The sequence below is a fragment of the Shewanella psychrotolerans genome, assembly GCF_019457595.1.
In the GTDB taxonomy this organism is placed as follows: domain Bacteria; phylum Pseudomonadota; class Gammaproteobacteria; order Enterobacterales; family Shewanellaceae; genus Shewanella; species Shewanella psychrotolerans.
Genome location: NZ_CP080419.1, coordinates 1,495,784 through 1,514,977, shown reverse-complemented (window position 1 = coordinate 1,514,977; position 19,194 = coordinate 1,495,784). Strand labels below are relative to the sequence as shown.

At 44.1% G+C, this 19,194-nt stretch carries 15 protein-coding genes and 3 tRNA genes; 8 read left to right on the top strand and 10 right to left on the bottom strand.

Annotation, left to right across the window (positions count from 1 at the left end; translation table 11 throughout):
• Positions 1 to 18 precede the first annotated feature (18 nt).
• Positions 19 to 702 (bottom strand): phage shock protein PspA, encoded by a 684-nt coding sequence (gene pspA / locus K0I62_RS06710; RefSeq protein ID WP_220070707.1) that lies wholly within the window; start codon positions 700 to 702, stop codon positions 19 to 21.
• A gap of 178 nt (positions 703 to 880) precedes the next feature.
• On the opposite strand from pspA, the gene pspF reads away from it, so the two are divergent.
• The 7 genes from pspF (at position 881) to fabV (ending at position 8,687) form a co-directional block, all read left to right on the top strand.
• Entirely contained in the window at positions 881 to 1,954 is a 1,074-nt protein-coding gene (gene pspF, locus K0I62_RS06705) for a phage shock protein operon transcriptional activator (protein WP_220070706.1), read from the top strand.
• An 88-nt stretch (positions 1,955 to 2,042) separates the two neighbouring features.
• Positions 2,043 to 3,686: an ABC transporter substrate-binding protein gene (locus K0I62_RS06700; RefSeq protein ID WP_220070705.1), complete on the top strand. Its 1,644-nt coding sequence runs from the start codon at positions 2,043 to 2,045 to the stop codon at positions 3,684 to 3,686.
• Entirely contained in the window at positions 3,686 to 4,717 is a 1,032-nt protein-coding gene (locus tag K0I62_RS06695; RefSeq protein ID WP_220070704.1) for an ABC transporter permease, read from the top strand. Before K0I62_RS06700 ends, K0I62_RS06695 begins: the two co-directional genes overlap by 1 nt.
• Positions 4,704 to 5,594, top strand: coding sequence for an ABC transporter permease subunit (locus K0I62_RS06690; protein WP_220070703.1), 891 nt, complete (start codon positions 4,704 to 4,706; stop codon positions 5,592 to 5,594). Before K0I62_RS06695 ends, K0I62_RS06690 begins: the two co-directional genes overlap by 14 nt.
• A 12-nt stretch (positions 5,595 to 5,606) precedes the next feature.
• Positions 5,607 to 6,620, top strand: a complete 1,014-nt coding sequence (locus K0I62_RS06685; RefSeq protein WP_220070702.1) for a peptide ABC transporter ATP-binding protein — start codon at positions 5,607 to 5,609, stop codon at positions 6,618 to 6,620.
• Entirely contained in the window at positions 6,595 to 7,380 is a 786-nt protein-coding gene (locus tag K0I62_RS06680; RefSeq protein ID WP_220070701.1) for a peptide ABC transporter ATP-binding protein, read from the top strand. Before K0I62_RS06685 ends, K0I62_RS06680 begins: the two co-directional genes overlap by 26 nt.
• Before the next feature lie 104 nt (positions 7,381 to 7,484).
• Entirely contained in the window at positions 7,485 to 8,687 is a 1,203-nt protein-coding gene (fabV, locus tag K0I62_RS06675) for an enoyl-ACP reductase FabV (protein WP_220070700.1), read from the top strand.
• Positions 8,688 to 8,965: 278 nt separating this feature from the next.
• On the opposite strand, the gene K0I62_RS06670 is transcribed toward fabV, so the two are convergent.
• From K0I62_RS06670 to K0I62_RS06630, 9 genes are all read right to left on the bottom strand, one after another.
• Entirely contained in the window at positions 8,966 to 10,837 is a 1,872-nt protein-coding gene (locus tag K0I62_RS06670) for a SurA N-terminal domain-containing protein (protein WP_220070699.1), read from the bottom strand.
• 223 nt (positions 10,838 to 11,060) lie between these two features.
• Positions 11,061 to 11,333 (bottom strand): nucleoid-associated protein HU-beta, encoded by a 273-nt coding sequence (hupB, locus tag K0I62_RS06665; RefSeq protein WP_220063735.1) that lies wholly within the window; start codon positions 11,331 to 11,333, stop codon positions 11,061 to 11,063.
• A 258-nt stretch (positions 11,334 to 11,591) separates the two neighbouring features.
• The gene (gene lon, locus K0I62_RS06660; RefSeq protein ID WP_220070698.1) at positions 11,592 to 13,949 is read right to left on the bottom strand and encodes an endopeptidase La; all 2,358 of its coding nucleotides are present in this window, start codon (positions 13,947 to 13,949) and stop codon (positions 11,592 to 11,594) included.
• 130 nt (positions 13,950 to 14,079) lie between these two features.
• On the bottom strand, positions 14,080 to 15,357 hold the full coding sequence (gene clpX, locus K0I62_RS06655; RefSeq protein ID WP_220070697.1) for an ATP-dependent protease ATP-binding subunit ClpX: 1,278 nt from the start codon (positions 15,355 to 15,357) through the stop codon (positions 14,080 to 14,082).
• Positions 15,358 to 15,440: 83 nt separating this feature from the next.
• Positions 15,441 to 16,052: an ATP-dependent Clp endopeptidase proteolytic subunit ClpP gene (clpP, locus tag K0I62_RS06650; protein ID WP_220070696.1), complete on the bottom strand. Its 612-nt coding sequence runs from the start codon at positions 16,050 to 16,052 to the stop codon at positions 15,441 to 15,443.
• A gap of 89 nt (positions 16,053 to 16,141) precedes the next feature.
• Positions 16,142 to 17,446 (bottom strand): trigger factor, encoded by a 1,305-nt coding sequence (tig, locus tag K0I62_RS06645; protein ID WP_220070695.1) that lies wholly within the window; start codon positions 17,444 to 17,446, stop codon positions 16,142 to 16,144.
• Positions 17,447 to 17,703: 257 nt separating this feature from the next.
• Positions 17,704 to 17,779: transfer RNA gene (locus K0I62_RS06640), tRNA-His, on the bottom strand.
• A gap of 7 nt (positions 17,780 to 17,786) precedes the next feature.
• Positions 17,787 to 17,863, bottom strand: a tRNA-Arg gene (locus K0I62_RS06635).
• 64 nt (positions 17,864 to 17,927) lie between these two features.
• Positions 17,928 to 18,004, bottom strand: a tRNA-Pro gene (locus K0I62_RS06630).
• 334 nt (positions 18,005 to 18,338) lie between these two features.
• Between K0I62_RS06630 and folD the strand changes: the two genes are divergently transcribed.
• Positions 18,339 to 19,193: a bifunctional methylenetetrahydrofolate dehydrogenase/methenyltetrahydrofolate cyclohydrolase FolD gene (gene folD / locus K0I62_RS06625; protein ID WP_220070694.1), complete on the top strand. Its 855-nt coding sequence runs from the start codon at positions 18,339 to 18,341 to the stop codon at positions 19,191 to 19,193.
• Position 19,194: the final 1 nt, after the last annotated feature.

Sequence of the window (19,194 nt, the reverse complement as noted above, 5' to 3'; positions counted from 1 at the left end):
CTCACCTCGGAATCGTTGTTATTTAGTTTGCTTTTTCGCGTTACTCGCTTTGACTTTAGCTTTAAGGGCTTCAAGCTCAGCAGCAACTGAATCTTCAGCTTCCAAAGCTGCAAACTCATCATTAAGTGTTTTCTGGTTACCTAAGTCATAGGCTTCCACTTGCGATTCTAAGCCTTCGACACGACGCTCATACTGCTCAAACTTACTCATGGCGCTGTCAATTTTACTTGAATCTAGCTGACGCTTAACTTCTAGACGAGAAGAAGCAGTCTGCTTGCGCATGATAATCGTCTTCTGACGAGCTTTAGCATCGGCTAACTTTTCCTGAAGAAGGTTAACTTCCTCTTTCAATCGAGCGATCTGCTCTTCAACTACAACAAGTTCATGTTCAAGGGTAGCAGCCAGTTCGCTTGCTTTCTGCTTTTCAAGCAGCGCCGCTTTGGCCAAATCTTCACGATCTTTTGATAAAGCCAGCTCCGCTTTACTTTGCCAATCTTGTACTTGCTCTTGAACTTTAGCGATACGGCGAAGGATCTCCTTCTTCTCTGCCAGTACTTTGGCAGAGGTTGAACGTACTTCAACTAAAGTGTCTTCCATCTCTTGGATAATCAGGCGAACCATTTTTTCAGGATCTTCTGCCTTGTCGAGTAATGCGCTGATATTCGAGTTAATGATATCTGCGAAGCGAGAGAAAATTCCCATAATACTGTCCTCTAAATTAACGTTGGTTTCGCTAAGTTCAATACATTTCGCGTGCCAACTATTACAAACCATTAATATACAGTAACTTAAACATTATTTTAACTTTTTCTTTATTTTGATACACAAGACACATATTATTATTTTCACCAATAATTAGCGTGAAAGACTAAAAATTACTGTGGCTAATCAATTTAAACAAGATAACCTAATCGGCCAATCTAACGCGCTATTAGAAGTCTTAGAGCATGTTTCAAAAATAGCGCCTTTGTCAAAGCCCGTGCTCATTATTGGTGAGCGTGGTACTGGCAAAGAATTGATTGCTGAGCGTTTGCATTACCTTTCCAAACGCTGGGATCAAAGCTTTATCAAGCTAAACTGTTCATCATTAAGTGAAAATTTACTTGAAAGTGAACTCTTCGGCCATGACGCAGGCGCCTTTACTGGGGCAAACAAAAAACATGAAGGACGTTTTGAGCGCGCCGATGGTGGTACGCTATTTTTAGATGAACTTGCCAATACTTCCGGCCTTATTCAAGAAAAGCTACTGCGAGTAATTGAATATGGCGAATTTGAACGCGTTGGCGGTAGCAAAACCGTACAGACAGATGTGCGCTTAGTCTGTGCCGCCAATGAAGATCTGCCCTCGTTAGCCGATGCCGGTGAATTTAGAGCCGATCTATTAGACCGATTGGCCTTTGATGTGATCACCCTACCGCCCCTGAGACATCGCCGCGAAGATATTATGCCGCTAGCAGAATATTTTGCCATCGGCATGGCGAGACAGCTGAAACATGAACTGTTTGACGGATTCACCCCCAATGCTGTTGAGCAGTTAATGGAATACAATTGGCCTGGTAATATTCGTGAGCTAAAAAACGTGGTGGAGCGCAGTGTTTATCGCAATACCGATCTTCACACCGCCATAGACAGCATTGTCATTGACCCGTTTGCATCTCCCTATCGCCCGAGCCAAAGAGTGAAAACCAAGTCGCGTCAAATCCAAGTCGAAGACACAGTTTCAGCACCAATAGCAACGGCAGAAACTTGCGCTCCTACGCTAAATTCAACCAGTAGTAACGATATTAGTTTCCCCTTGGATTTTAAAGAGCATTGCGAAAACCAGGAGGTGATCTTGTTGAAAAAGGCCCTCGAAGCGGGTCAATACAATCAGAAGAAGACCGCGGAACTGCTTGGCCTTAGCTATCATCAATTACGGGGTATTTTGAAAAAATACAATTTATTAGATAAATAAATTCAGCTAGGGGCAGATGATGTTTGCTCCTAGCTCTATAGCGCTGTTAAAATAACCCTCTTCATTCAAACAACGATTACATCTATTGATGAAAGAGCGGCTAAAGCGTCTCACATTCGGTTCAATAATTTGCTGCATAGTCCCACTGTTGACAGCCTGTGGCCCATCCCGTGTACCCTCTGGCTTAGTTTATTGCTCAGAAGGTAACCCTGAGTCATTCAATCCCCAACTAGTAACCTCGGGCACCACAGTCGATGCAACTTCACAGCAACTCTATGATGGGTTAGTCGATTATGACGCTAAGTCAGCCAAGATGATCCCTTCACTTGCCACATCTTGGAGTATTAATGAAGACGAAACGGTATATACTTTTGAATTAAGAAAAGGTGTGCAATTTCATCATTCAGCTCGCTTTACCCCATCAAGAAATTTTAATGCCGACGATGTCCTGTTTTCTTTCAATCGTATTATTGACAAAAGTAACCCTTATCATTTTGTTTCTAAAACAGGTTACCCATTCTTTGAGAGTATTGGCTTTAGCGATCTTATCGACAATATTGAGAAAATCGATGACTATCATGTAGCGTTTCATCTAAAGCAGAGAGATGCCTCTTTCTTATCGAATCTCGCCACTGGCTTTGCGGTAATATTGTCACAAGAATATGCTGATAATTTATATCAATCAGGTGAGCCAGAGCTGTTAGACAAGCTCGCCATTGGCACAGGGCCTTTTAGATTGGTCGACTATGTAAAAAACGACTTTATCCGCTACTATCGCAATCATCACTATTGGCGAGTCACTCCTGACGTTGAACAACTGGTTTTTGACATTACTCCCAAAAGCACCACTCGACTCGCTAAGCTAATTACAGGCGATTGCAATATTTCAGCGCTTCCAAAGGCTGGAGAACTGCAAGTTGTTATCGACAAAGAAGATTTAGAAGTCGACTCCTTACCTGGATTTAACGTCGCTTTTTGGGCTTTTAATACCGAGCGCATCCCACTCAACGATGTTCGCGTTCGCAGAGCGTTAGCGCATGCTATTGATAAACATAATATTCTCAGAGCAGTTTACCAAAAGACCGCCGTTGAAGCTGTAGGCATACTTCCCCCTCTCTCTTGGGCTTATTCACTGAACGAAAGCCTGATTGATTATGACCCTGAAAAAGCTCGCGAGTTACTACAAGAGGCGGGTATAAAAGACCTTAGCATCGATATATGGGCCATGCCCGTTGCGCGAATATACAACCCCAATGCCCATAAAACGGCTGAACTAATCCAAGCTGATTTAGCCCATATCGGTGTCAAAGTGAATATTGTCACTTATGACTGGAGTGTTTTTAATCACAAGCTAAGTAAACACAGTTATGACTCTGTACTTATCGGCTGGAACGCCGATAACAGTGATCCCGATAATTTCTTTACCCCGATACTAAGCTGTGCTTCGGCAAATTCGAGTAGTAATCGCTCTCGCTGGTGCGACCCTCAACTTGATTCGATTCTCAATGCAGCTAAATCAACAACTAACCGAGAAAAACGCGCAGTGCTTTATCAACAAGCTGAACAACGACTAGCTCAGCAAGTTCCCCTACTTCCGTTTGCTCATGCAACGCGTTCGGTAGTAAAGCAAAAACAGGTCACTCAAGCAAAGCTGACTCCTTTTGGTGGTATTTCGTTTAGCCATACCGACAAGGTTGTGCCACAAGCCACCGTGTTAGAGGAGTCTAAATAATGATTAGGTACCTCATTAGGCGCTTAAACCTGTTTTTGGCCACATCGTTAATCTTATTCATTGTTATGTTTATTGCGATGACTAAATTTCCGGTCGAGAGAACCCTTGCTTTAACGGGAATTCAATCACCCAGTGCAACTGATGTGATCACCATGACCAAAGATTATCATCTCGATGGTAACCAGATAAGCCAGTTTATTGCCTATATGCAGCAGCGTTTATCAGGCAATTTAGGGATTTCGCTCACCTCACAAAATCCGGTTATCGATGAACTATCAGCAGTATTGCCAGCCAGCTTTGAATTAGGTTTTGTCGCAGGGTTTATCGCGCTATTTTTTGGGATCCCCTTAGGTGTATTAGCATCGCTCAGTAACAATAAAATCACTCAACATACCATAATGGCAATAACCCTAACGGGATACTCAATCCCCGTATTCTGGCTAGGTTTGAGCCTTTCGTTATGGTTTGGTGTCAGACTTGGTTGGTTACCTATTTCTGGGCAAATAAATCTGCTATATGAAATAAAGTCGGTTACTGGTTTTCTGCTGATCGATAGTCTTTTGTCAAATTCACAATATGCAATGTCTGCTTTTATCGATGCGCTGCTGCATATTATTTTACCAGCCGTTACCCTAGCAGTATTACCTTTTACCGTGGTGGTGCGGATCACTCGCAGTGCAATGATATCGATTATGGAAAAAACGTATATTAAGGCGGCAGAAGCCAGAGGGTTGCACACCTCAACCATCGTTTTACGTCACGCCTTACCCAATGCTTTTATTCCTGTACTGAAAAATCTCGGTTTAATGCTTGGGGCTTTTGCCAGCTATGCGATTGTTGTCGAAGTTATTTTTAGCTGGCCTGGTGTTGGCGCCTGGTTGGTATCAGGTATTTATCAACGTGATTATACCGTGATCCAAGGCGGTATCTTAGCAGTAGCCTTGATTATCATCTTTTTGAGTATACTTATTGAAGTGATGCATACGGCACTCAATCCCATTAGCAGGAAAGAACTCTATGCCTCAAATTAAAATATACCAAGAGGATCATATTCCTTCTCCACTGAGTCGAATTTGGAATGCTTTCACCGACAACCCGTTTGCCTTTGCAGGACTTTGGGCTGTATGTTCGCTTATCCTGTTGGCCATTTTCGGCCCGTTAATCGCTCCCTATGCCCCAGAGCACCAAGATCCTCATGCACTGTTGTTAGCGCCTTCTTGGGACCCCGCGGGTACCGTAGAACACTTTCTAGGTACAGATGATCTCGGTCGCGACATCTTTAGCCGGCTGCTGCATGGCGCGCATCTCACTTTCGGCATGGCGTTAGGTATCGTTGCGACAGCGCTTATCTTTGGCTTCATCATTGGCTCTATCTCCGGCATGATGAAAGGATTAAAATCGAGCTTACTTAGCCATCTTCTCGATGCGCTACTATCCATCCCATCATTGTTAATGGCAATTCTTGTGGTTGCTGTTACCGGTCCTGGCCTTGGTAATGTGTTTTGGGCGGTGGGTATCGCCCTCACCCCGCAGTTTGTAAGAGCTATCCATCAAGCCGTGCATGAAGAACTACAAAAAGAGTACGTCACCGCGGCAAGATTAGATGGCGCTAACCCGCTGCAAATTTTTTGGTATGTGATTTTACCAAACATTTTGGATACGATGATCATTCAAACCACATTAGGCATCTCAGCGGCAATTCTCGATATTGCAGCCCTAGGCTTTTTAAATCTTGGCGCTCAAGCACCGAGTCCAGAATGGGGCGCGATGGTCTCTCAAGGCATGGATAATTTGCTCACCTCCCCATGGACTGTATCTATTCCCGGCGTGGCGATTCTTTGCAGTGTTTTAGCCATTAATTTAGTTGGTGATGGGTTACGCTCAGCACTGTCACCTATTCGTCATTAATGAGAATCACAAATGCCATTACTCGATATTAGAAACCTCACTATCGAACTCGACACACCTCATGGGCGTGTTAAGGCGTTAGAGCGTGTCAGCTTAACCATCAATCCCGGTGAAATCCACGGATTGGTTGGTGAGTCAGGCTCAGGACGTTCACTGCTCGCGCGAGCAATATTAGGTATTCCAGGGCACAATTGGACGATACAGGCTGACCGCATGATGTGGGATGGTCAGAACTTAATGGATATGAGTTCAAAACAGCGCCGGGCATTGATGGGAAGTGAAATGGCAATGATCTTCCAAGACCCAATAAGCAGTCTCGATCCAACCATCGCAGTCGGCGTTCAAATAATAGAAGCCATGCCAGAGAACAAAACGATAGCATGGTGGAAAAGAAACAAAGACAAACGAGTCAAAGCCCAACAATGGTTGCATAAGGTGGGGATTAAAGAAACGCAAAAAGTGATGTCGAGTTACGCTTGGGAGCTTTCTGACGGTGAATGCCAAAAAGTAATGATAGCCATCGCAGTTGCAAACCAACCTCGACTACTTATCGCTGATGAACCCACCAACTCCATGGAAGTTCGAACTCAGGCGCAAATATTTCGCCTGTTGAGTAAACTTAATCAACTGCAAAATGTGTCAATACTGCTTATCAGTCACGAGCTTGAAACCTTATCTCAATGGTGTGACAGGTTATCGGTTATGTATAGCGGTCAGATAATGGAGTCGGGGCCAACTGCGGATGTGATCGCCCAGCCTTATCATCCCTATACCAAGGCGCTACTGGATAACATTCCAGATTACTCAAACCCTGATCACCATAAAACCATGATGAATACTCTGCCGGGGTCAGCTCCTGCACTGCAACATCTTCCCATAGGTTGTCGGCTAGGCCCTCGATGCCCTCAAGCACAAAAGCACTGCGTCACTCAGCCTAATCTTTGTCACCAAAAAGACCGCTATTTTGCGTGCCACTTCCCTTACCATAGCGAGCCATGCAATGACGAGCCCCTTACTAAAAGTTAATCAGCTCAGCAAAACCTTCTTTGCTGGCTACAAAGGTTTTAAGCGCCAATACAACCATGCGCTTGAGCCAATCTCTTTTGAGCTCAACCGCGGTGAAACCCTTGCGATAGTGGGTGAAACGGGCTCAGGAAAAAGTACCCTTGCAAGGATATTAGTTGGCGCCGAAGAACGCACAGGAGGCGAGATCCGATTTGAAGGCGAAGTGCTTGAAAATCGCAACCTCAAACAGCGCTGCAAACTTATAAGAATGATCTTTCAAGACCCTAATACGTCACTGAACCCTAGCATTACTGTCGGTGAGCTGCTCGATGAACCACTGAGGTTTAACACCGATTTAGACAAACACGCACGTCGCGCTCAGGTAATAGATCGCCTAAGAAAAGTGGGACTATTGCCCGAACATGCCGATTTCTATCCCCACATGATTTCCGAAGGGATGAAACAGCGTGTTGCGGTGGCAAGAGCACTGATGCTTAACCCTAAAATCATCATTGCAGATGAAGCATTAACAGCGCTGGACCTCTCAGTACGATCGCAGATTTTGAATCTACTACTGAAGCTACAACAAGAGATGGGACTCTCTTATATTTTTGTATCCCACAATATGAATATTATTCGCCATTTTAGCGACAAGATAATGGTACTTCATCAAGGAAAAATGGTAGAAAAGGCGACGACTGAAAACTTATTCAACTCGCCACAACATGAGTACACCCAGCGGCTGATCCAGGAGCAAACAATGTTCTCCTATAAGCGCTAAACTGCTCCAACCACTGCGGCTTATATGCCTAATTATTAAAAAACATGTGCCATTTCATTTTGGTTTAATTATCCTTATGGCACTTTTTCAAGAGAAGCAGAAACATGATAATCAAACCCAAAACACGTGGCTTTATTTGTACCACCACTCATCCGGTCGGCTGTGAAGCAAATGTACTTGAGCAAATTAATATCACTAAAGCAAAAGGTCCTGTGGTAAACGGCCCGAAAAAAGTATTAGTGATCGGCTCTTCAAGTGGCTATGGACTATCTTCACGCATCGCCGCTGCCTTTGGTAGCAATGCAGCAACCCTCGGCGTCTTTTTTGAAAAACCAGGCACAGAAACCAAGCCAGGTACGGCGGGCTGGTATAACTCTGCAGCATTCGACAAATTTGCTAAACAAGAAGGTTTATATTCTAAAAGCTTAAATGGCGACGCATTTAGCCACGAAGCTAAACAACGAGTGATCGAAATCATTAAGCAGGATCTTGGTCAGGTTGACATGGTGGTTTACTCTCTCGCATCGCCTGTTCGAAAACTGCCTGACTCAGGCGAGCTGATCCGCTCTTCACTTAAGCCGATTGGTGAGACCTATACCGCGACCGCTGTTGATACCAACAAAGACCTTATCATAGAGACAAGTGTCGAGCCGGCTACTGAGCAGGAGATCCAAGATACTGTTACCGTTATGGGTGGACAAGATTGGGAGCTTTGGATCAATGCTCTAGCAGAAGCTGGCGTACTCGCCCCAAATTGTAAGACTGTTGCCTATAGCTATATAGGTACAGAGCTCACTTGGCCTATCTATTGGCATGGCGCCTTAGGCAAAGCCAAGATGGATCTCGATCGTGCTGCAAACGCACTCAATGACCAGCTGTCAGCGACAGGCGGAAGCGCTAACGTGGCAGTACTAAAGAGCGTCGTCACTCAAGCGAGTTCGGCTATTCCTGTTATGCCGTTATATATTGCTATGGTATTTAAGAAGATGCGCGAAGAGGGTCTTCATGAAGGATGCCAAGAACAAATTAATCGTATGTTCAATGAACGTCTATTCCGCGCCGATGGCGCTGCACCTCAAGTTGATGACGCTAACCGTCTACGTTTAGATGACTGGGAACTTAAAGAAGAGATCCAACAGCATTGTCGTGATCTATGGCCACAAGTGACCACTGAAAACTTAAGTGAACTCACCGATTATCGTGAATATAAAGAAGAGTTCTTGAAACTATTTGGTTTCGGAATCGATTCGGTTGACTATGAAGCAGATGTTAACCCTGAAGTACAGTTTGATGTAGAACAGATTTAATACCTAATCTCAATACGTTAAACTTAATTCGCTAAAAAACCACGATAATCATCGTGGTTTTTTTATGCGTCAATCATAATCGCCACTGTAGTCCACTCTAACGTGATAAACCTCTTCAGCCACCAACCATTACAATGAACAACCTAGGCTGCTTCTCACGTCTTCTACGATGCTTTTTTAGCCTTAACCCTAGCGCTTTTATTACCCGTTACAGCTATAAAAAAAGCCAGCAGATAATCTGCTGGCGTTCTTAACACTATACTGTCGTAGCTTAGCGATTATTCTGCGGTTGGCGTATAAACCACTTCACCTTTAGCCTTTAGTAAGCTTATCAGCGCACGGTAATCGTTTTCACTGTACTGAGAGTTTAGACGTTGCTTTAACGCATTGACGAGATTCTCATCAACACCTTCAGCTGCATTCACTTTGTCTAAAACGATAACTGCATACCCATTAGCGAGCGAAGCAGTATCAACCACCAAATCGGCACCTGCAGGTTGTGGCATCTCAAAGGTTTTATTCACAATCCCAGTATCAACAGACTGCTCAAAACGGGTCAACTTAGTATGAACGGTAAGTTCAGCAGAAGTATCTCCGTCCTTAATCGCGGTCATCATCGTTTGCGCACTCTCACGAGCAAGCTCATTCGCTTTATCCTGTTTAAGACGCTCTACAATAGAGGCTTTAACTTCATCTAAGCTCAAGGTACCCGCTGCGTTATGAGTATTAACTCGAACAACAATAACGTGATTAGGACCCAGTTCAATCACATCACTGTTCATACCATCAAGTAGTACTGTATTCGAGAAAGCTGCTTTAAGCACCTCTGGCGAACTGAATAGCTCTGGAGCATTGTCACGAGAAAACAGTGGGCTGGTCTTCACTGGCACACCGACTTCCTTAGAAGCTTCAGCTAACGTATCTGGTACTTCATAACTAACGTCAGCAAGGCGCTGCTGCAGACCATAAAACTGATCAACAGACTTTTTGTTCATCAACTGGGTAATGATCTTATCTTTGACATCACTAAATGCCGCAGTAGAACTCGGTTGTACATCAAGTAGTTTAACGATGTGGTAGCCAAAACTGGTTTTAATCACTGGTGAATATTCACCTTTTGCTAAACCGAATAACGCGGTATCAAAAGTCGGTTCCATAACGCCTTGTTCAAACCAATCAAGTTGACCGCCCTGCTCACCGCTAAAGGTATCATCAGAGTCTGTCTTAGCTAATTCAGCAAAATCTTCACCCGCTTGCAGCTTAGCGTAGAGATCCTCGGCTTTCGCTTTAGCAGCTTCCTCATCGTCACCTAAATTAACAAGAATATGACCCGCGAGACGCTTCTCTGGTTGTACGTACTGAGCTTTGTTTTCATCGTAATAGGTCTGTGCTTCTTCATCAGATACCGCGATAGCACTTGCCATATCTGCAGAATTTAGTTCGACATAATCAAGTGATACAGATTCAGGACGAACAAACTGATTTTGATTCGCTTGATAATAAGTATTCACTTCTTCATCAGAAACGGTAACTTGCTCAAGAAACGGCGTGGCATCGACAACATGGTAACGGATATCACGAGTTTGACCTTGGATCTGCGCTAGGTAGTTAGCTTCACCAGGTAATACAAACTCAGAACCAACAAGTGATACAACAAGCTGACGGCGAGTCATATCAGCACGCATCATGTCGCGGAAGCTGTTAGCTTGGTAACCCAATTGACGAATTAGAGCAAGATATCTGTCATTATTAAATGTGCCATCAACCTGAAACGCTGGCTCGTTCATAATGGCCTGTTTTATCTGCTCATCTGAAACGGTTAAACCAAGCTCAGCAGCACTTTGGTCAATCAGTTTATCACCAACCAAACGCTCTAAAACGCTCTGCTTCACACTCGCTAAGTAACTCTCGTTACTGGCTAGTGCCCCATACATCTCACCAAGTTGCTGCTCTAATCGAGCACGCTCGCTTTGATAGGCTTGTTCTAACGCTGATTTGCTGATCTCTTCGCCATTTACTGTTGCAGCACTCGGCTCTGTCGATGAACCCAAATAGCTACTCACACCAGTAAAAGCGAAGGACAGTATTACAATAACGAGAATGCTTTTTGCAATCACGCCTTGTGAGCCTTCGCGAATCTTTTCTAACATCAGACTTCTCGCTCGTTGCATTAAAAATAAAAAGGCGCATCACTATTTAGGATGCGCCATTCTTGTAAATTGTCAGACCTAGTTTACTCTTTGGGTAAGTTAGGCCAACGGCATGATAATGAGACAACCATTATCAAAACGCTTACTCGTAAAAAGCACTGTCTAAACAGTGCTTATTATTCTACTTATAAGGTTTACAAAGGCCACCTTGACTAAGTATGTCTTAGTTTACAGCGTCTTTAAGTGCTTTACCTGCTTTGAATGCAGGAATGTTTGCCGCTGCAATCTTGATCTCTTTACCCGTCTGAGGGTTGCGACCAGTACGCTCTGCACGTTGACGCACTTCGAAAGTACCAAAACCAACTAGAGAAATTTTATCGCCTTCTTTTAGACCATCAGTCACAGCAGAAATAAAAGAATCTAGAGCACGGCCAGCAGCCGCTTTAGAAATGTCAGCACCAGAAGCGATTTTCTCGATTAGTTCAGATTTGTTCATGTCATCCCCTTGAATTTAATTTTTGCGCCGCAACCAAATCCTTCTCTAGAGCGGTCTGCGGAGGCTTTTTATAACAAGCTTGATACTAAAGTTCAAGCCAAATAGGAAAACCTAAGAAATAAAATTGGAATAAGCTCAAAACCAGTAGCGCCAAGGCCTGTAGCTAAAAAGCTATCCACCGACCTAGGCTACCACAGGTTAAGATTTTAAAAAGCCCCTTTTTACACTTTTTTTAATGCAAATAGGCATTTTCTTGCGTTAGACCAAATTTTTAACAACTTCGAAGCCCTCGATTGGTCGTTCTAACGCCAATTCAAGTACTTCATCGACCCAACGCACTGGTCTTATCTCCAAATCCGCAACCACATTTGCAGGGATCTCTTCTAAATCTCGCTCATTCTCTTTTGGAATGAGCACTAATTTAGTTCCGCCTCGATGGGCAGCCAGTAGCTTCTCTTTTAAACCACCAATCGGTAATACTTCACCGCGCAAGGTAATTTCGCCTGTCATGGCGACATCAGCCCGTACTGGATTCCCCGTAAGACTAGAAACCAATGCAGTACACATAGCCGCACCGGCAGAAGGACCATCTTTTGGCGTAGCACCTTCAGGAACGTGCACATGAATGTCACGCTTCTCATAAAAGTCAGGGTTAATACCAAGCTGCTCGGCTCGCGCTCTAACCACTGTCATAGCAGCCTGAATCGACTCTTGCATCACATCACCAAGGGAACCGGTATAAGTCAACTTACCTTTACCTGGCACTGAGGTCGCTTCAATGGTGAGTAGATCGCCCCCCACTTCAGTCCATGCTAGGCCCGTCACTTGTCCAATTTGGTTATTCGACTCTGCTTTGCCGTAATCGCAGCGCTGTACGCCAAGGAAGGACTTCAAGTTCTCCTGGTTTACATCGACATGCTTAACCGACTTATCGAGCAAGATCTTCTTCACTACTTTACGGCAAATTTTCGATAATTCACGTTCAAGCGAACGCACGCCTGCTTCGCGAGTGTAGTAACGAATAATACCGATAATCGCACTATCATCGACAGTCACTTCATTGGCTTTCAGGCCGTTGCGCTCAATCTGCTTAGGTAGCAAATGCTGCTTAGCAATATTGAGCTTTTCATCTTCGGTGTAACCCGATAAACGAATCACTTCCATACGGTCTAATAAAGGACCAGGGATATTCATCGAATTTGATGTCGCAACAAACATCACGTCAGACAGATCGTAATCGACCTCTAAATAATGGTCGCTAAAGGTCGAGTTTTGTTCAGGATCCAACACTTCTAAAAGCGCAGACGCAGGATCGCCACGCATATCAGAACTCATTTTATCGATTTCATCGAGCAAAAACAGCGGGTTCTTAACACCGACTTTTGACATCTTCTGGATCACTTTACCAGGCATTGAGCCGATATAAGTACGACGATGACCGCGGATCTCCGCCTCATCTCTCACGCCACCTAAAGCGACACGCACATACTTACGTCCTGTCGCCTTAGCGATAGACTGACCAAGAGACGTTTTACCCACACCTGGAGGTCCAACTAAACACAAGATAGGACCTTTAAGCTGTTTAACTCGGCTTTGGACCGCTAGATACTCTAAAATGCGTTCCTTGACCTTCTCAAGGCCAAAATGGTCGGTATCTAACACATCTTGTGCCTTGGCTAAATCACGCTTAATTTTAGAGCGTTGCTTCCAAGGCACCGAAATCATCCAGTCAACATAGCTGCGCACGACTGTCGCTTCGGCGGACATAGGCGACATCATCTTAAGCTTGTTCAGCTCAGCGGTTGCCTTATCTTTAGCCTCATTAGGCATTCCTGCCTCGTCGATTCTTTTAGCTAAGGTTTCAAATTCGTCATGAGATTCATCGATATCCCCCAACTCTTTTTGAATCGCCTTCATCTGCTCGTTGAGGTAATACTCACGCTGGCTCTTTTCCATCTGCTTCTTAACCCGAGAGCGAATACGTTTCTCGACTTGTAGCAGATCGATTTCAGACTCCATCATCGCCATTAAGTACTCAAGACGCTCTGAAACATTAATCATCTCAAGTACAGTTTGCTTATCTTGAAGCTTAAGCGGCATATGAGCAGCCATGGTATCGGCAAGACGCGCCGCTTCGTCGATACCCGACAAAGACGTTAACACCTCAGGCGGGATCTTTTTATTTAGCTTGATATAGCCTTCAAACTGACCAATAGCAGAACGAACAAGCACTTCCTCTTCTTTGTCAGCTAACTGCTCTGAATCTAGATACTCTGCTGTGGCAACAAAATATTCAGCTTCTTGAGTATATTTATTAATTCGAGCTCGTTGACCACCTTCGACTAACACCTTTACTGTGCCATCGGGTAATTTAAGCAGTTGTAAAATAGAGGCTACTGTACCGACTTCAAAGATGTCGTCACTGGTCGGTTCATCTAACTCAGCATCACGCTGTGCCACTAAAATTATCTGCTTATCTTGCTCCATCGCCGCTTCTAAGCAACGAATAGATTTTTCCCTTCCAACAAATAGGGGAATAACCATATGGGGATACACCACCACGTCTCGCAGTGGCAGTACGGGGAGTTCGATTCGCGCTTCACGCTCTAAGGTCATAGCTCGATTCCGTTTGCTAACAATATTAATGAGTATATTGGGGTAGATTGATCGGTTTCAATGGCAAAGATAAAAAAAGGAGCCCTATGGACTCCTCAATTATAATTTCGCTCTACGGTTAGCCTAATTATTACTCGGCAACCGCAGCCTGTGACTCGGTGTTCTCAAAAATCAAAATGGGTTCTGATTCACCATTAACCACAGATTCATCGATAACCACTTTGGAAACGTTTTCAGATGACGGTAAATCATACATGATATCAAGTAAGATACCTTCTACGATTGAACGTAATCCACGCGCACCAGTTTTACGCGTCATCGCCTTCATTGCAATCGCTTTCAACGCATCTTCTCTAAACTCAAGATCGACACCTTCCATTTCAAAAAGTGCAGCAAATTGTTTAGTCAATGCATTTTTCGGCGCAGACAATATCTCAATAAGTGCAGCTTCATCTAGTTCAGACAAGGTGGCCAGTACAGGAAGACGGCCAATAAACTCGGGGATCAGACCATACTTAACCAAATCTTCTGGCTCAACTTGCATCAACATATCCGAGATAGTTGCTTTATCCGCTTCGCCTTTAACGTCGGCACCAAAACCAATTCCGGACCCTACGTGAGAACGTTGTTCAACCACTTTCTCTAAGCCAGCAAATGCGCCACCACAGATAAAGAGTATTTTAGAGGTATCAACCTGCAAAAACTCTTGCTGAGGATGTTTACGGCCACCTTGTGGCGGTACCGCAGCAACAGTACCCTCAATCAGTTTAAGCAAAGCTTGTTGAACACCCTCACCAGAAACATCACGAGTAATGGACGGGTTGTCCGACTTACGACTGATTTTATCAATCTCATCAATATACACGATGCCGCGCTGCGCTTTTTCTACATCGTAGTCGCATTTTTGTAATAGCTTCTGAATGATGTTTTCCACATCTTCACCAACATAACCGGCTTCGGTTAGGGTCGTCGCATCAGCCATGGTAAAGGGTACGTTCAAAAAGCGTGCAAGGGTCTCAGCAAGCAATGTTTTACCGCTACCCGTTGGACCAATCAACAAGATATTGCTCTTACCAAGCTCAACGCCATCTTTAGGCGTTGCATTTTTTAAACGCTTATAGTGATTGTATACCGCTACAGATAAGACCTTTTTAGCCTTTTCTTGCCCAATAACATAGTCATCAAGGTGTGCTCTAAGCTCATGTGGCGTAGGCAGCCTATCTTGATCTTGCTTTGGTGATATCTCTCTGATCTCTTCACGGATAATATCGTTGCAGAGCTCTACACACTCATCACACACATAAACTGAAGGACCAGCAATAAGCTTACGAACCTCATGTTGACTCTTTCCACAAAAAGAGCAATAAAGCAGTTTCCCGCTATCACCATTGCTTTTGTTATCGCCCATTACTTTACCTCTTTTGCAGTTTCACTCACTGCATGATTCATCTTATGGCCTTTTACTGATCATAGCTCAGCAACAGACAATTATCAGCCTCGTTTGTCTAACACTGAGTCAACTAAACCATAAGCTGCGGCCTCTTGAGCACTCATAAAGTTATCGCGATCTGTATCTCGCTCGATAACCTCTAATGGCTGCCCTGTATGATTGGCCAACATTTGGTTTAATTTGTTCTTAATTCCAAGGATCTCTTGCGCGTGAATCGCGATATCAGACGCCTGTCCTTGAAAACCACCTAATGGCTGATGGATCATTACCCGTGAGTTAGGCAAACAATGTCGTTTACCTTCGGCACCACCGGCTAGTAGGAATGCGCCCATGCTTGCAGCCTGACCGATACAAACGGTACTGACGTTAGGCTTAATGAATTGCATTGTATCATAAATAGCCATACCCGCAGTAACCGAGCCACCTGGTGAGTTGATATATAAATAGATATCTTTATCTGGGCTTTCTGACTCTAAAAACAACAACTGAGCTACAATAAGATTCGCCATATGTTCTTCAACTTGGCCAACCAAAAAGATGACGCGCTCTTTTAAGAGACGAGAATAGATATCATATGAGCGTTCGCCTTTAGCTGTTTGTTCAACAACCATTGGGACAAGTGCATTCAGTACAGATTCTGGCGCATTTTGCATTGTTAACTTCCCTAAATAAAAATGGCTCGCATGAGGAGCCTCATACGAGCCATTATAAATGGCTAATAGCCATTTAAGTCAAGCTTAGGTTACGCGCGACCGGTAGCCTTGTTCATAAATTCTTCGAAATTAACCTCTTTTTCGGTCACTTTCGCAGATTTAAGCAATGCTTCTACCGCTTGTTCTTCTAACGCAACGTTACGCATGTTCTGCATCATCTCTTGGTTGCTGTTGTAATATTCAACAACTTCACTTGGATCTTCATATGCTGAAGCCATAGATGCGATCAACGCTTGTACGCGATCGTCTTCAGCTTTAAGTTCGTTAATCTTAATCACTTCACCAAGAAGCAGACCAACTTTTACGCGGCGCTCAGCTTGCTCGGTAAACAGATCCGCTGGTAACTCAGGCATGTTAGCAGTTTGCTGACCAAAACGTTGCATAGCTTGTTGACGAAGTACATTCACTTCACCATCAATCAAAGCTTTTGGCAGGTCGATTTCGTTTTGCTCAAGTAGACCATTTAAAACTTGATCTTTAACATTCGCTTTAAGCGCTTGCTCAAGTTCACGGCTCATGTTCTTAGTGATTTCAGCTTTAAGTGCCTCTAGGCCACCTTCTTCAACACCAAACAATTTAGCAAACTCATCATTAACTTCTGGAAGGTTAGCTGCTTGAACTTCTTTAAGGGTGATTGCAAATTTTGCAACTTTACCTTTTAGGTTTTCTGCGTGGTAATCTTCAGGGAAAGTCACCTCGATTTCGAACTCTTCACCCGCTTTATGACCTTCAACACCAGATTCGAAACCTGGGATCATGCGGCCGCTACCAAGTTGAAGTTCAAAATCTTCAGCTTTTCCGCCTTCGAACTCTTCACCGTCGATAGAACCAACGAAATCGATTTTCGCCTTGTCACCTTCCGCAGCTTCACGATCAACAGCTTCGAAAGTAGCGTGTTGCTTACGTAACGTTTCGATCATGCTGTCTACATCAGCATCAGTTACTTCCGCTTTAGGCTGTTCAACTTCAATCGCATCTAGACCTTTTAGTTCTACTTCTGGGTAGATCTCGAAAGTAGCCACAAACTGGAAGTTTTCAGCATCAGTTTCGCCAGGAACGAAAGTGGGTGCACCAGCTGGGTTTAACTTTTCAGCGATGATTGCTTCAATAAAGTTACGCTGCATCACCTCACCAGTGATATCTTGACGAATCGCTTTACCGTAACGCTTATTGATCACGCTTACAGGTACTTTACCTGGACGAAAACCAGGAATACGAGCGCGCTTAGCTTCGTTTTTCAAACTATCTGAAACGGCTTTCTCGATCTGCTCAGCTGGAACAGAAATAGTTAGACGGCGTTCTAAACCTTGTGTTGTTTCTACAGAAACTTGCATTGTTTTACCTCGAAATATGTCAAACGTCTTTTTGTAATAGCCGAATATTCAACTATTAAGGTATTCGTTTCTTGATCTAAAAAAACGACTAAAATGGCTTGGTAACTGGGTTTGGCAGTCGTCGCACATAGTTGAAATTTATCAAGACGCGACATTATAGCCACGGTTTTCTGCATAGTCGAGCCTGAAAGTTCGAATTACAGACGTAAAAAAAGCGACTCAAGGTCGCTTTTTTTATTTTCTTCTTAAAAAAGAAGTGGGGTGACTGATGGGACTTGAACCCACGACAACCGGAATCACAATCCGGGGCTCTACCAACTGAGCTACAATCACCACTGTTTGGTACGCCCGGCAGGATTCGAACCTGCGGCCATCCGCTTAGAAGGCGGATGCTCTATCCAACTGAGCTACGGGCGCTTCGTTATGAACTGGGTTCATATCCTAACTGGGCTAGAGAATGTTTTCACACTCGCTAAAAATTTGGTCGGTGATAGAGGATTCGAACCTCTGACCCTCTGGTCCCAAACCAGATGCGCTACCGGGCTGCGCTAATCACCGAAGGTCTTACATGTCTCGTCGAGAACGGAGCGCATCTTATCCCCTCACTTAATAGTCGTCAACGATTTTTTTTAAAAGGCCATTTAGGTGCTGAATTTAACACCTATCCGATAATAAATCATACAAACCCAAGGTTTATTGCATTTGTTTTATACTCCCGCAGCCCGATAAAACGAATGTAATTGTCCCCACTAGCGCCAAGGGTTATCGCCCATATTTATTATTCTTAATATAAAACGGTCTGTTATACCGCTAAATCAATGACACTGGTTATCACCCCTGTTAAAATGTCGCCGATTTTATTATCGCGCCATATAAAGGAACTCCTACCCCCATGACAGCCCAAATAATCGATGGCAAAGCGATCGCCCAATCCATTCGAACTCAGTTAGCCGCGAAAGTAACCGCCCGTAAAGAGGCAGGGCAACGTGTACCAGGTTTAGCCGTAATACTTGTAGGTGCAGATCCTGCCTCTCAAGTTTATGTTGGTAGTAAACGACGTGCATGTGAAGAAGTTGGCTTTTTATCTCAATCATTTGATCTACCATCGGATACCAGTGAAACAGCACTACTTGAACTAATCGATCAATGTAATAGCGATCCTGCTATCGATGGCATCTTAGTGCAATTACCACTACCAAAACATATCGAAGAATCAAAAGTCATTGAACGGATCCGTCCCGATAAAGATGTCGATGGTTTTCATCCATACAATGTAGGACGCTTAGCGCAACGTATTCCCGTGCTACGCTCTTGTACCCCAATGGGGATCATGACGTTAATTAAATCAACTGGTGTTGATACATATGGCCTTGATGCGGTAGTTGTTGGTGCATCAAACATCGTGGGGCGTCCAATGACCTTAGAGCTGCTCCTTGCAGGCTGCACCACAACCACTTGTCACCGGTTTACTCGCAACCTTGAAGATAAGATCCGCCGCGCAGATTTAGTTATCGTTGCCGTAGGCAAACCAAACTTCATTCCTGGTGATTGGATTAAACCTGGCGCTATCGTTATCGATGTGGGAATTAATCGTTTAGACGACGGTAAACTTGTCGGTGATGTGCAATATGACGTCGCAGCAGAGCATGCTAGCCACATTACCCCAGTTCCTGGTGGTGTAGGACCAATGACGATTGCGAGCCTACTCGAAAATACGCTTTACGCAGCGGAAAACTATCACGATTAGC